This window comes from Actinomadura macrotermitis (assembly GCF_009604375.1).
Taxonomy (GTDB): domain Bacteria; phylum Actinomycetota; class Actinomycetes; order Streptosporangiales; family Streptosporangiaceae; genus Spirillospora; species Spirillospora macrotermitis.
Window position 1 is genome coordinate 77,573 of the sequence record NZ_WEGH01000006.1, and the last position, 15,381, is coordinate 92,953.

The 15,381-nt window shown below is 75.5% G+C and carries 2 protein-coding genes; both read right to left on the minus strand.

The window, feature by feature from the left end:
- Window positions 1–25: 25 nt before the first annotated feature.
- Window positions 26–11,833, minus strand: a complete 11,808-nt coding sequence (locus tag ACRB68_RS36970) for a LysM peptidoglycan-binding domain-containing protein (RefSeq protein WP_153541138.1) — start codon at window positions 11,831–11,833, stop codon at window positions 26–28.
- Window positions 11,833–15,360, minus strand: a complete 3,528-nt coding sequence (locus ACRB68_RS36975) for a hypothetical protein (protein WP_153541140.1) — start codon at window positions 15,358–15,360, stop codon at window positions 11,833–11,835. Before ACRB68_RS36975 ends, ACRB68_RS36970 begins: the two co-directional genes overlap by 1 nt.
- Window positions 15,361–15,381 lie beyond the last annotated feature (21 nt).

A 15,381-nucleotide genomic window follows, 5' to 3' on the forward strand; every position in this document is an offset into this window, starting at 1 on the left:
AAGGAACCGCCAACCTTCGGTGCCCTCAGTCGGTCGGCGGGCGGCAGGGCAGCGGCGGGTCGATGACGTACTCGACGGGCAGCCGCAGGTTGCGGAGCCGCAGGAGCGGCATGGGCCGCGCCGTCAGGTGCGTCATGAGCGTGAGGTCGAAGCCGAGGACGCCGCCGCAGACGGGCGAGCGGTCGCGGAACCACGCCTCGATCGCCTGCGCCCAGCCGGTGGTCATGCGGGTCAGGCTCCCGTCGGAGCGCCGGACGGTGAGGGGCGCCTGCATCAGCAGGGGCAGCGTCACCGGGGCGAGGTCGGGGTTGACCCGGTAGAGGTAGGTGGCCTCCATCTGGACGGTCAGGGCCGGGTCGGCGGTGTGCTCCAGGAGCGCGGCGAACACCGCCTCCAGATGTGCCGCCAGCGTCCGGTGCGCGGGTTTCGCGGGGGCCGCGACCCCGATCAGCTCGACGGGCAGGACCTCGTCGACGGCCGCCGACGGCTGCAGCGGCGCGGCGGCGCGGATGGCGGGCGTGCGGTACACGAACGGCTCGGCGGACGGGCGGCCCGGCACCAGCTCCCGGTTGCGCTCGACGGCCACCGACGCCAGCGCGTCCTGCTGTTCGAGCAGGCGCAGGCCGGTGAGGAGCAGCGTGCGGCCGGGGACGGCCTGCCCTGCGGCGGCCGTGAGGTACTCGCCCTCGGGCGCGCCGGGGCGGCGGTACAGGTAGGCACGGCGGCCGGGCTCGACGGTGCCGTGCTCCACCGCCTGGTAGCCCTCGATCTCGACCTCGGGCCCGCCGGCGCCGGCCGGCGGCGTGCCGGTGACGGTGACCAGCAGCGCCCGCGGCGTGGCCCCGGCGTCGACCGAGCCCTCGTCGATCGTGAACGCGCAGGTCGTGCCGCCGGCGACGGCCGGGCGGCCGGCGGCCGGGGCGAGGCCGGCGTCGGCCGCCGCCTCGGCCAGGGTGAGGAAGGCGCGCAGGGCCGCCGCCGCGTTCGTGACCCCCTGCCCGGGTTCGGCGGCGGCGTCGACGGGCGCGAGGAAGTCCTCCAGGTCCCGGGCGACGGCGGGGTGGACGGTGGCGAACTCGGCGAGCGGGCCGAAGGCGCCGTCGGCGTCCTGCAGCGGCCCCTGGTCGCCGACGTTGAACGCCACGGTGGCGACGACCCGGTCCTGCGGGTAGTGGAACGGCAGCGTGTAGGTGAACCGGTACCCCCAGCGGAGGGCCCGGTCCAGCGGGCCGCCGTCGTCGGGCCGGTGCGCCCGCTGGCCGGCCATCGTCGGGCTCTCGGGGTAGGCGCGGAGCGCCAGCGGGACCGCGAAGGCGCCGAGGTCGGCCGACAGCGGCCAGGCCGGGTCGCGGTCGACGAAGGTCAGCCAGCTCGACGCCCGGTGGCCGGCGATCCCGGCGACCGGGCCGATCTGGTGCTCGATCGCGTCCGCCTCGTAGCGGACGTCCAGGTCGACCCGCGGGACCACCGCGCCGTCCGCGCGGACGGTGTCGGGCGCGGTCACCAGGAAGCCGAGCGGCACGCCCGCGCCGGTGCGCAGCGGGAGCCGCGGCGAGGTCAGCGAGACGGGCGCGGCGCTGTCGTCGTCGGCGGTCTCGGGCCGGCGCTGCACGGGCTGCCCGTACAGCTCGGGCGGCTCGGCGTCGCCGGGCACGCCGGCGTGCACGTCGGCGGTGAACTGCACGGCCGCGCGGACCGAGTACGCGCCGAGCAGCCCGGTCAGCAGCTGCTGGCGGAACAGCTCGCGGACGTGCGCGGGGTCGGCGTGCTCGCCGTCGAACGCCGGGATCATCCACCGGGCGGCGTCGGCGGCCAGCCGCTCCTTGACCCGCAGCGCCCGGCCGAGGAAGTCCGCGCCGGCCAGCGCGCCGACGACCTGCATGGCGGCGGTGAAGCGCGGCGTGAGGAGGGTGTCCACCGCGCCGAACAGGGTGCGGCACCAGCCGTCGACGTCGGCCTCGGCGAAGTCCTCGTGCCGGGTGGGCACGGGGTCGAGTCCGCGGCCGGTCGCGTAGCCGCGGATCGGGACGCCGCGGCGGCTCAGCAGGTGGGTGGACAGCGGGCGCGGCGCGAAGACCGCCGGGCCGCCGCCGCTGACCGCGTAGGAGATCGGGGTGCCCGGGGCGCGGCCGACCCGCACCGCCCACACCGCCGGGGCGTCCTCCTCGGACGCGGCCTCCGCGGCGAACCGGTCCACGCCCACCGCGACCTGGACCAGTCGCCTGTCGTCCGAGAGCGCGGCCTGGAGGCGGCGGGCGAACTCGGTGAGCGCGAGCGACCCGTCGGCGGACTCCGCGGCCGGGACCGGGTGCCGGTAGGGCGCGACCGGGGTGAGCGTCTCGCGGACGCCGGGCACGGTCGCCAGGTCGCCGAGGACCGTCCCGCCGGTGCGGGCCAGCCGGAACGCGGCCCGGAGCGGGAAGATCTCCGCCTGGTTCACCGAGCCGGGCGGCAGCATGATCCCGATCGGGTGCCCGGCGGCGGGGGCCGGGGCCGCGGACGCGAAGGCCGCGCGGGCGGCGAGGAAGGCCAGGATCGAGGTGTCCCCGTCGCACAGCCAGGCGCGCAGCGCCCTGACCTGCTCGGCGCTCAGCTCCGTGTCGCCGGTGCCCTCCAGCAGGGTGGTCCGCACCGCGAAGGCGATGCCGTTGGGGTCGTTCAGCTGCTCTCGCAGCCGGGTGTAGACGGCCGCGTCGGCGGCGGCCCTGGCGGCGACCGTGGACGTGCGGGCCTGGGCGTCGGCGGGGAAGGCGAACCCGGCGCGGCCCTCGATCGCGCCGCCCTGGCCCGCGTAGCCCAGCCCGTGCACCGCCAGGTGGTAGGTGTGGCCGGCGGCGAGCGCGGAGACGGTCAGCCGGACGGTGCGCCCGTCGCCGCCGAGGGTCGCGGAGGCCACCGTGACGTCCTCGTCGAAGACGTAGTGCGCGGTGTCGCCGATCCCGTCCGGGCCGAGCGGGGCCGTGAAGGTCAGATCGACGGTCGTCGCGCCGGGCGCGGCGGCCTCGAGGAGCCCCTGGTAGGGGCTGTCGTCGAAGTCCAGCAGCAGGTCCAGGCGCGGGCGGCCCGCGTCGTCGGCGCGGACCTGCCAGCTCGACGACACCGAGGCCCACCGGCCGAGTCCCACGAGCGCGTCGGTGTAGCCGGTGAGGAGCGGCGGCTGGTCGAAGGGGCCCTGGTCGCCGTTCTCCGGATCGGTCAGGACCGTGGTGACGGTGTTGCCGTACACGTCGTTCCACCCGAAGGACACCTGGAGGATCTCCCCCACGCCCGCGTACGGGGACGCGGGATCGCCCTGTGCCCGTTTGACGAACCGGCTGTACGGGAGGGACTGGCGGTAGTCCCAGACGCCCTCGCCGGGGGCCGGCGCGCGCGGGGCCCGGATCTTGTCGTGGTTGGCGGGGTCGGCGGGCTCGGTCGCCGGCCCGGCGGGCAGCCCGATGCGGCTGCCGGTGAACGCGGCGTTGCCCGCGATCCGGTAGCCGAGCATCGTGAAGGCGTTCAGCAGGAACAGCCGCGCGGAGTCGGCGCCGCCCGTGCCCGCCGGGACCTCGTGCGGCTCCTTTCGGGCCGCCGCTACGGCGGCGACGCCGGGCGGCACGGTGGCGGTCCGCACCCGGGGCCCGCCCGGCACGACGATCTCCCGGCCCGGCTGGAACGGGCCGGGCACGTCGCGGTTGGCGGCGGCCAGCGACGCCGCACCCTGCCCGTACCCGGCGATGACCTGGCCGAACGTCCCGCTGAACGGGCTCTGGCCCGGGGTCAGCTCCAGGCGCGGCAGCCGGATCGCGTCGGGGAACCGCAGCGGGTCGGGCAGCCCGCCGTCCCAGCCCGGGTTGGCGGCGCGCAGCGCCTCGACGGTCGTGCCGAACCGGCGGGCGGCGTCGGCGAGCGCGATCCCGCCGGGCGGGGCCTGGTAGACGCCCGCGTCCACCACGATGCGCGCGCCCGCCGCCAGCGGTACGGCGGTGTTGGCGGCGACCAGGTCGGCGACGTCGCCGTAGTAGGACCGGGCCAGGTCGCCGAGCCGCAGCCCGGCGGTGGCCGGCACCCGCACGGGCGGTTCGGGCGGGTCGGCCTCGGCGAAGACGGTCGCGTCGTCCGGGATGCCGGCGGAGGTCACCAGGCGGTTCATGAAGGAGCCGACGCGGTCGCGGTCCGGCGACGCGGCGGGCGCGGCGTAGAGGACCAGCAGCGTCACCGCGGCCTCGTCGCCGCCCGCGAACAGCCGCTCGGGCAGGCCGCGGCCCTCGGCCGCGGCGAAGTAGTAGAGGTAGAAGCCGCCACCGCGCGTGATGCCCGCCTCCCACAGGAGCCGGACGAACTCGCGCGGGTCGTTGAGCAGGCGCGGGCCCGTGTCCTCCGCGGCGGCCCGGACCGGCGTCGCGGGCGGGCGGGTGCGGGTGCTGAGGTCGACCTGGGCGATGCCCATCGTGACCTGGGGCAGCGTGTCGTTGGCCAGGCCCGGATCGTCATCGGCGCCGGGGAAGGCCAGGACCAGCCGGTCGATCGCGGCGGCGTCCGGCTCGCCGCCCCACCGCTGGAGCAGCCGCTCCAGCAGGACCGCGTCCCGGTCGCCGACGCCGGTGATCTCGTAGGTGGAGGCGGTGGCCGGGCTGCCCTCGACCTGCGGGACCCGCTTCACCCGGACGGTCACCGCGGTGGCCCAGGCGTGGGCCCCGGCGTCGCTCGTGCCGGTGCCGCCCGTCGACTCGTCGTAGCGGCCGGCGCGGACCCGCATCCGCGGATCGCAGGCCCGCACGGACCGGTCCGCCAGGCCGGTCAGGTCGCCCGGCAGCCGGTACAGGCGCAGCCCGCCCGCATCCGGCGCGGCCGGCCCGTACGGGAGCGGCACGGGCACCGGGCTCCGCCACGGGACGGGCCTGGAGCAGGGGTAGGTCGCGGGGGCGCTCTCGTCCATCCGGTCCGCGCCCAGCGACTCCAGGCCGATGTCCAGCCGCTCGCCCTGCCCGTACTGCTCGCGCAGCCCGGCGACGCGCCTGGCGTCCTCGGTGCCGGGCGTGAGGGTGAACTCCAGCCGGTCGGTCCCGGCTCCGGAGGCGTCGGCGAACCGCAGCCAGCCCGGACCGCCCGCCCGGTCCAGGAAGACGCGGAACGGCTCGCCGGACAGCGGCGGCAGCGGCAGCTGCTGGCCGGTCAGGGCGTGCAGGCCCGCCAGCGGCGGCAGCCGGAGCGCCCCGTCCTCTCCCCGGACCCACATGCCGCGCGCCCGCGGCTCGACGCCCTCGGTCGGCAGCCGCATCCCGTGCAGGCAGTACCGCGACGCGAGAGCCGACAGCTGCCGGATCGCGAACGTCCGCTGCGCCTCGGCGATCAGCTCGCCGAGCCGGAACCGGGTCAGGTGCGGCACGTCCAGGTAAGGGGCCGGGGTCCCGGCGGCGTCGCGGTCCGCGAACAGGCCGGCGGCCTCGCCGTTGGCCGGCTGCTCGCCGAGCGTCGCGGCGGTCACGCCGAAGCGGGCCGCCACCGAGCCGAGCGTGTCGAAGGCGTCCCCGGCGGCGGTGACGTGCCCGAACACCGGCACGGCCAGGGACGCCATGGGCGCGATCAGGTCCGGGGCGGTGAGGACGCCGCCCTCGGCGATCAGCTCGTCCAGCGAGACGCCCAGGTTCGCCGCGACGTCGCCCAGCACGTCGCCCGGCCGGACCTGGTACGGCTCCCGGTTGGGGAACGGCACCAGGGCGCCGGGGCGCAGCACCGCGCGCCCGCCGTTGCGCCTGGCCAGGTCGGCGGCGGTGAACGCGCCGGCGTAGGCCGCGCATCCGGCCACCTCGGCGAACGTGGCCCCCGCGCCGGCCTCGCACGTCACCAGCGGGACGAGGAACTCGGCGCCCGGGAACAGCAGGCCCGTCTGGTCCAGCAGCCCGGATCCGGTGACCAGCTCGGTGTAGCGCGTTCCGAGGGCGGCGGCGACGCCGATGAGGGTGTCGCCGGCCCGGACGGTGTGGGCGCGCCCGCCGGGCAGGGCGACCACCGCGCCCGGACGCAGCAGGCCGGGCGCGGCGGCGTTGGCCGCCGCGATTTCGGCGCCGGACACCGCGTCCTGGTGCCGCTGGGCGAGCGTGGTGCAGGTGTCGTCCTCACCGGCGCGGCAGGTCACGCCGATCGTCAGGGCCTGGGCGGGCTGGAGCGGGTGGGAGGCGTTGGCGGTGAACAGGTCGGCGACGGTGTAGGCGGGGACCGGCTCGGACCCCGGCGCCTCCCGGTTCTCGTTGATCCAGCGCACCGCGTCCAGCGGCGTCGCCTCCGGGTCGACCGGGTATTTGAACAGGCGCAGCCCGTCGCGCACCGCCTGGACCATCTGCCGCGCGAGCAGCAGGAAGTAGTCGCTGAAGACCCAGCCGGCCATCGACAGGGACGACTCCGAGACCGCGCCGGGTCGGGCCGGGGGCTCCTCGGAGACCTGCACGGCCAGTTCGGCGAAGTAGGAGCGGAGCCGGGCGAGCGCCCGCCCGTCGACGGTGTTGTAGGAGCCGAACGCGTACCGGGTGCCCGGCCGGGAACCGTACGCCGGCACGTCGAGGACGAGGGAGGGCGGGACGGGCAGATACGCCGCGTTCTGCTCCGCCGCCTCGCCGGCCTCGGGCGCGCCGCTTCCGGGAACGCGCGCGGTGAGCCGGAAGGAGCCGGTCAGGAACCGCTCCACCGCGTCGGCGGGGATCGGGGCCGGCGCGGCGTCGCCGCTGACGAGGACCTCGTCCAGCAGGTGCGCCAGGTCCAGTTCGTCCACCACGAGGTCGTCGATCTGCCCGGCGGTGCGCGGGCCGTCCTGGACCGCCGCGACCACCCAGCGCAGGACGCCCTTGCACAGCGCCTCGAAGGAGGTGTCGCCGGCGGAGCCGTCGGCGGGTCCGGCGGCCATGGCCTCGTCCACGGGCGGCACCGACTCGACGAGCAGCATCGCCACCCAGCAGGGCGGCTGCTCCGCCCGCCCCGCGGCCGCCCACTCGTCCCGGGCGAGGGTGAGGCCCGGGACCGCGTAGCCGGTCAGCCTGGCGGGCTCGGCCGGGGGCAGCAGGTTGCCCCACGCCGGCGGGCGGGCCGTCCGGCGGCCGGCCGCGGCGAGCTCGCGGCGCATCCGCAGCCGGCGGCCGGCGGGGCCGCCGAGGACCCCCGGCCGGGGCGCGCCCGCCGTGCGCCACGGCGGCGTGCCGGGGTTGTCGATGGTGAAGGTCTGCTTCAGCCGCAGCGAGAACCGGAAGCTGATCTTGACGGTGAACAGGCCGAGGTCGATCCGGATGCCGGCCGAGGCGTCGACCGACAGCACCAGGCTGAGCGACAGCGCCGCGAAGGACTCGTAGACGATCTCGGCCAGCGCGCTGATCCGCACGTCGACGTCGGCCTTGACCACGGCGAAGTCGACCGACCCGTACAGCCGGCCGAGCAGGCCCACCGTGCCGCGCACCAGGAAGTAGTAGCTCCCCTGGACCTGGTCGGAGGCCCCGGCCCGCGCCACCGCGCCGCCCGCGTCCGGCCGGTAGGGGTTCCACTTGCCGACGACGCCCTCCAGGACGCCGGCGATGGTGAGGTCGAACCCGGCCCGCAGCGGCCCGTACTCCACCGACTTGCCGAACCCGGCCCGCAGCCCGAGCCCGAAGACGATCACCGGGTTGAAGGTGCCGTTCACGGCCTTCGGCACCAGGTCGGTCGTGGCGCTCGACAGCTTGCCCAGGTAGAAGCCGCCCGCGCCGAGCAGCGGGATGCCCGGGTAGACGATGGCCTCGATCGTGAACGAGCGCGAGAAGTCCATGTTGCGGGGGAAGCCGACGTCGACCAGGAAGTCGCCGTTGGTGTAGACCGCGATGGCGAACAGCGGCAGCGTGAGCGTGTACGCGCCGATGCTGAGGCGCCGCATCCGCTCGGGCAGCGCGATCTCGGCCTGGTACACCCCGACGGTGTCGCTGATCTGCCGGTACATCACCTCCAGGGCCAGCCCCTTGAAGACCTTGGCGGCCGGGCCGTCCAGCGCCAGCCGGAGCCCGTACAGGCGCGGGTCGCAGAAGACGACCTGCCCGTTCAGCAGGTAGGCGGGCAGGGGCTCCGCGCCGTCGCGCGCGTCCCGCGCGTCCGGCGCCTTCTCGCCGCCCTCGACGCGCAGGATGCCGAGGTCGAGGCCGGCCGTCCAGGACACCGCCCGGTCGAGCCGGACGTCCGGGATGTCGCCGGCCACCGGGGCGGGCAGCTCCGACAGCCGCCGGACCGCCTTCATGACCGTGTCGTCCTGCGCCAGGCCGGGGACGTCGATGTGCTGGCCGAGCGCGAGCAGCCGCAGGTCGAGGTACTTGCCGCCCCGGCCGGGCGGTGCGGGCGCGGTGCCGGGCTTGCTGGCGTCCCACGGGCCGAGGCTGCCGGTGTCGCCCACCGCGTCCGCCCCGACGTTCCACGGGAAGAAGCCGTTCAGCGTCACCAGCACGCCCCGGTCGGGTCCGGTGCTCTGGTAGGTGACGCCGATGCCGTCGATGCGGGCGAACCCGACGTCGATCGGCCCGATGCCGATCTTGAAGCCGATCTGGTTGTGGGAGCGGTCGGCGGGGTTGAACCGGTAGGTGAGGGCCAGGTCGCCCGGCCTGACCGCGTTGAGGAACGACCACGGTGCCGCGAGCGCGAACCGCTGCCCGGTCACCCAGGAGACCATGGCCTCGATGACCGAGCCGAGCGTGGCGTCCGCCGCCAGCCCCAGCTCGGCGGTGTAGTCGCCGGTGTCCTTCGCCGGGCCGGTGATCTTGCCCTGCAGCCCGTTCCAGGTGATGCCGAACGCGTTCACCTCGGGGTTGTAGTCCCACCACACGCCGAGCCGGACGCCCTCCCACGCCACCTCGGTCTCCAGCCGCGCGAAGTACCCGGGCGCGGGGACGGCCGGGCCGGGGCCGGCGGGCGCGGGGGCGTTGTAGCCGAGCCGCAGCCGCCCGGTGAGCAGGGGGCTCCCGGGCAGGAACGGCAGGCTCCAGGGCTCGGCGGTGCCGCCGCCGAACACCCATGAGCCGGTCCCGGTCGCGATCCTCAGCTCCAGGTTCGCGATCCCGTACTTCACGTCGGTCTTCCAGCCGGTGTACGCGGCCAGCAGGTCGCCGAGCGGCACCGCGCCGCCGGTCTGCCGGCCCTCGAAGCACCAGCCGGTGTCCTTGGCGTAGGACGCCTCGACGGCCAGCGTGATCTTCGCCGAATCCGGCAGGACCAGGACCGTCCCGCCGAACCGCCCCTCGATCCCGGACGCGTCGCCGCGCGCCGCGAACTCCAGGTTCTCGATCGTGAACCAGGGGCGCGCGGGGGCGGGCGGGACCGGCCAGTCGGCCTGGACGCCGCAGGCCACGCTCCAGACCCCGGCCGGGCGGTTGTACTGGAAGTCGAAGAGGGTCACCGCGCCGTCGACCGGCACGGAGCGGCCCGCCGGCAGGAACAGCGCCACCACGTCGCCGATGCGGACGTGCTCGCCGGCGTCCGCGGGCGGGACCAGCGTGCCGAGGAAGACCTGCTCGGGCAGCCGCGCCGACACCCGGACCGCGCCGGGGCCGAGCTGGAACGCGCCGGTCACCTCCAGACCGGTCCGGCGCCGGGCCGGCCGGCCGGGCTCGGCGACGTTCGCCGTGATCTCCAGGTCGGCCAGCACGACGTTGCCGACGAGCGGCCACGGCTCGGTCGTGCCGAACCGCACCGAGAAGGACTCCACCTCGCGCGACGTCACGCCGTAGGCGATCTGGAACCGGCGGACGGCCAGGTCGGCGGCCGCGTTCAGCGGCGCGGGCAGCGCGGCGGCGAGGTTGACGCCGCCGAGCAGCCCGAACAGCCGCGCCAGGCCGGGACCGGGGGCGGTGAACGCGGCCTCGAACACCCAGCGGCCCGCCACCGGCGGCACCGACAGCGTGACGTGCGCGGCGGACGCCCCGTCGGCCGCGCCGGGCAGCGGGATCGACGCGCCCACCGAGCCGCTGACCACCGCGGCCGGGTCGGCGGGCTGCACCACCCGCAGGAACGGCTCCTTGAGCGGGAACCAGGGCGCGCCGGTGAGGCTCCAGACCCCGGCGTCGCCGCCGGGCTCCACCCGGATCGTGCCCACCAGCCCGCTGTCGCCCTCGGTGAAGACCAGCGCCACGTCCGCCTGCGCCAGGCCGAGGACGCCCGCCGCCCGGCCGCGGGCCTCGACCTTCCCCTCGCCCGGCGGCCGCACCTCGGCCTCGGCCAGGACCATGCGGCCCTGGCCGGACATGCTCTCGTACAGCTTCGCCAGGGGGCCGGACGAGAAGGCTCCGGGGGCCAGGGCGAGGTTCCCCTGCGCGTCGAGGTTGGCGGTCAGGTCGCGGTACACCCGCTCCAGGGCCGACTCCCGCAGCGGCCGCGCGCCGGCCGAGAACTTGCTCTCCCTGTACTGTCGGCTGGTGAACACCCACTGCAGTGCCGCCTGCAGTTTCTCCTCTTCCGGGCACGCGTTCAGGAACTCACGGAACTGCCGGTAGTAGCGTTCGAGGGGCGAGTCCTCGGTGTAGGCCAGCGTGATGTATTCGGCCAGCAGGTTCGGCGGGATGGCATTGCCGTCACTCCAGGCGCCGGGCCGCAAGAGGATCTCCCTGGTGATCCCCTGGGCCGCCATTCCCTCCACCGTCTGCAACGCCCCGAACGGCAGTTCCGGATAGTTGTATGTGAAGCGGAAGTACGGCGTCCCGAACGGGATCACGAGCCCGGCGGTGCCCGCACCCTCGAACATGCAGGGGAAGGACGCCTTTCCGTACAGCAGGTTGAAGACTCCCTGCGGCAGGCTGTGCAGGTTCAGGATGAGCACCTGGTCGGGCTGCAGGGCGTCGATCGCCGCCTTGATCTCGTCGGCGTCGGCCAGATCCTCCCGCACGAAGACCTTCGGCACGCCGCCGGGCTTGATGTACTCCTGGAAGAACCGCCCGGCCGCCCCGTCGAGAGGGATCGACCCGTCGAGCCACCCCTTGGACATCCTCCAGCTGCCGATCTCGCTCAGGCACAGGATCACCGCGCCCTTGCGGTACCGGCTGTCCTGCTCTTGGAGCCTGCGGATCGTCGCCGCGGTGTTGAAGAGGATCGTCGACGGAGGGGGTGTACCGCCGGCCTTGCGGTGGGACAGGTCGCTGATGCCGTAGATGGGGCAGAACAACCTGTCAGCGCGTACCGCGTCCAGGAGCGCACGAGCGGCCCTGATCCTCTCCCGCTGCCCCGCCAGCTGTTCGAGGAGCCCCCACTCCGTGTCCGATATCTCGATCGAGGGCCACCGGTACAGCCGGGCATCGATGTGCCTGACCACGGAGCCGAGATCGACGTACCGCGGCTCGGACGCAGCAGGGAAGTACACCGAGCTCTGCCCCTGACTGCCGCCCTCCTTCTCCCAGCCGTACGGCTGCAGCACCATCATGAGCTCGGTCCTGAGCTCCACCGCCAGCCTCTTGAGCGCGTCCGGGGTGTGGTCGCAACCACCGCTGATCGCGAACTTGACCACCGGGAGGCGTTGGACCTCTTGCCGCGACACCAGGGCGACATTCGCCGCCCTGTCGCCGACTTGCAAGACGAACGGCGGCGGCGTCTCCCCTTCCTCGATCTGCGGCAGGAGGGTGCGCAGCTTCGCCAGGATCTCCGGATCGCCGTAGACCAACTCCACGTCCTGCAGCAGTCCGCGCCCGACGAACTTCTTGAGCAGCAGGACCGTTCCGGCCTGGTGGCCGAAACCGCCGCCGACGGCGGCGTAGAAGCGGACGGTCGTCCCCGTGAAGAACCTGGCGAGCTCGACGTCCAGTTCGGAGGTGGCCGCGTCGTTCTGTTGTCCGACGGCGATGATCGTCTCGGTGGCTGCCAGCTCCATTACCGGTCCTGCTCGCTTTCCATGATGGGCGGCCGGACCGGCGCCGGGCCGGCCGCGGCCTTCTTGCGGCGGTAGAGGGCGTACCAGCCGAGGCCGCCGGGGCCCGCGGTGTCCTGGTCGCCGAAGAGGAAGAACGAGGACGAGCCGCCGGGCGGGATGCCGACCAGCCCGAGGAAGCGCAGCGCGATGTCGTCCATGGTCAGCAGGAAGCCCTTGCGCGGCGGCGTTCCGCTGCTCACGGCCCGATCCAGCCGGATCCGGCCGACCGACACCTTCAGGACGTTCTCCAGGCTGAACAGGGTCGCGCCGCCCTTCGTGCCGGGCAGGCCGAGCCCGACCATGACGCGCTGCGAGGCCGTGTCGCCGGCGGCGTCGTCGCCGGTGGACCACGCGGTGAGCAGCCGGGCGACCAGGCCCACCTCGCCGGCGAGCTGGCCCGGCGTGCCGAGGTCCAGCTCGTAGACCAGACCGCACCAGGGGCCGCCCGCCACCCCCGTCAGCGGCGCCCCGGTGACGACCGGCAGGTATCCAGCGGCCTCGGGCTGGCTGTCCGGCCCGCCGTGGACGAGGGCGCGCAGGTTCAGCGCGTAGTCGCGGAAGAGACTGTCCCGGCGCGGGGTGCTGGTGTCGAGGTCGAAGCGCACCTCGCCCAGCTCGGACGCGAACGCGCGCCGCGCCGGGTCCGCCGGCGGGAACGCCATCCGGACGCCGAGGCCCGCGAAGGCCAGGCCCTGGCGCGGGCCGGCCGTCCCCTCGCCGCCGAAGGACAGCACGTCGAACGGCTCGCCGTCGCCCTGCCGCAGCGCCTTCAGGGCGAGGTGCCCCGACAGGTCGAACCAGGAGACGACGTCCCGGCCGGCCGCCGCGTCGCCCGGGTCGCGGGTCGACATCCGCACCCCGGTGATCTCCACCTTGTCCACCGCGGCCCCGGGCGGGAACAGGAACGTCGCCGGCGCGGCCCCGGTGAGGCTGTGCACGGGCCGGGAGCCGTCGTTCTGGTAGTGCCCGCGCAGCACGATGGTGTTGAACGGGTTGCCGCCCTCCCCCATCCCCGCGACCCGCATCCCGAAGAGGCGGCCGACGGTGAGCTGCGCCCACGACTCGAACTCCTGGACGGCGGTGCCGGCGAACACCGCGCGCAGGCTCAGCAGCCGGAAGTCGTGGTCGGCGCCCTGCAGCGGCGGCACCGGCCGCGGCGTCGCGCCGGGGGCGGGCGGGACGAAGGCGGGGTCGGCGTAGTCGATGAGCCCGAACATCGAGCTGTCGCCGGCCGGTTCGATCACCGGGGCGTCCGGGTCGTTGCGGATCTGGGTGACCTCGATGCCGAAGTGGTGCGCGTGCAGCCGGTCCGGGTCGGCGACGCCGGCGACGACCCCGGCCAGGTCGGCCGGCAGGTCGGCGATCCGCATGCGCAGCACCAGCACGCCGGTCCACGCGGCGTCGCGGGCCAGGGCGTTGAAGCGGGCGAAGTGCGGCTCGGTGCGTTCCGCCGCGGCGGCGAAGTAGCGCTGCAGCCAGCCCGACAGCACCACGAGCTCGGCGGGGTCGGGCGGGCCGACCCGTTCGTCCGGCGGCGGCCCGGCCCCTGGAACGAGGTCGCTCGGCGCGGCGAAGTCCGCCCGCTGCGTCCAGCGCTCCGGGTTGCAGACCAGGCCGTCCCCGCCGTCCGGTCCGGGCCGGTACAGCGGGCCCTCCCGGCCCTTCACGATGAGGACGTTGCCGTAGTCGTCGTAGCGGTTGCGCCCGACGTCGGCGGCGAACTCCCACTCGCCGATGTTCATGGCGTTCTGGAACTCCGCGCCGCCGGTGCAGCCGCCGTCGCCGGCGCCGGTGAGCCGCCCGAGCCGGGTGGCGTTGGCCGCGACGAGGAACAGCTCGCTGGACTGGAACGCCTGCTGCAGCTCAGGGCCCGGGTGGCAGAAGCACATCCGGCGCGGTGCCGGGTCGTTGTTCTGGCCGAGGAGGATGCGGCTCCAGCGGCCGTCCTCGCCCACGGTGACCAGCTGCCCGGCGGGCGTCGTCACCACCGTCCCGGGGGCAGGGCCGGGCCCGGGCGGGCCGTCCGGCGGGACCGGCTGCTCGCCGATCCGCTTCCGGCGGGTGGGCGCGATCGCGGTGCGCTCGACCTCCTCGATCCGGTCGCGGGACCACTCGCCGCCGTTCGCCTGCGTGTGCGCCCCGGCGTAGGGGGCGAGCGGGAACACGGTGTCGCGGTGCAGCGTCACGCCGGTCTCCACGTTCCCGAAGAGGGTGTGGAACGCCGGGTAGGTCAGGGTGTCCCGGCCGTACAGCGACGCGCCGCGCGGCTGCGCGACGTACCGGGTCGTCCCGCCCTCGCCGGCCGGGACCAGGCTCGCCCACGAGGTGCGGTACGCGTCGTCCATCAGCGGCGCGGCCGGGTCGGCCGGCGGCCCGACCGGCGACGCCTCCGGGAACGGGTAGCCGGGCACGTACGCCGGGCTGCGCGGGGTGAAGACGAGGCGGTCGCCGTGGCGGAAGGCGATGTGCTCGGTGCCGCCCAGGCCGCACAGCAGCCGGTGGGCGGCGCTCTCCCGCTGCGGGACCTGCAGCGTGTACGCGCCTCCCGGAGCGGCCTGGAACGGGCGGAACCGCTCCGCCGTGCCCGCGACGCCGGGGTTGAACACCAGGTGCCCGGCGTCCGGGTGCGCGGTGAGCGGCCCGGGGACGGGCGCCAGCCGGATCTTCGCGCCCGTGTCGGTGCGGAAGGACGATTCGAGCACCGTCGGCCCGCCGTCGAAGTTCTCGCCGGTGAACGCCAGCGCGGTGCGGGCGGGCAGGACCGCGTTCACCGGGTCGGCGGGGTCCACCGCCGCGGTGAAGCCGATCAGGTCGGCGCCCGACGGCCTGCTCCCCGAGGCCAGCGGCAGCCACAGCGCGCTCACCGGGCTGACGGAGCCGGCGGCCGGGACGGCGAACTGGAAGCCCCAGCCCCACGCGTCGTGCAGCGACAGCCGCTGCAGGTAGGCGGTGAAGACCAGGCAGCCGCGCGCCGGCCCGGTGAACGGCAGTTCGGCCAGCGACACCTGGTGGGCGGCCGGCGCGGCCGGCCCGGCGAAGGAGATCGCGCCGGAGCCGCGCACCCGCAGCGCCTCCCCGGCCAGGTCGAGGGCCGCGCCGCCGAGGACGTCCAGCTTCAGGCCCCGGACCAGCGGGACGTCGGCGCCGCCCGCCGCCACGGCGCCGCCCGCGCGGTCGATGCCCATGACGACGTTCGGCGCGCCGGGGATCGCGGCGGGGTCGGGCAGCCAGACGATCGCCCGCGTGCCCCCGACGAGCCCGCCGACGCCCTCGACGAGGCGGTGCACGGCCGCGTCCGAGGCCAGGTCGGGCGCCGCGGTGGCGAAGACGAACGAGCCGGCCGCCCGGTGCAGGGCCTCGTCGAGATCGAGGCCCTGCACCGGCGGGGCCGCCTCGGGCAGCAGGTATCCGAGCCAGCGGTGGCGCGGATCGGGTTCGGGCGGGCCCTCGTACAGGCGGGTCTCGCCGATCCGCCGGAAGAAGCTCACCGCCCACCGCCCCGGGGCGGC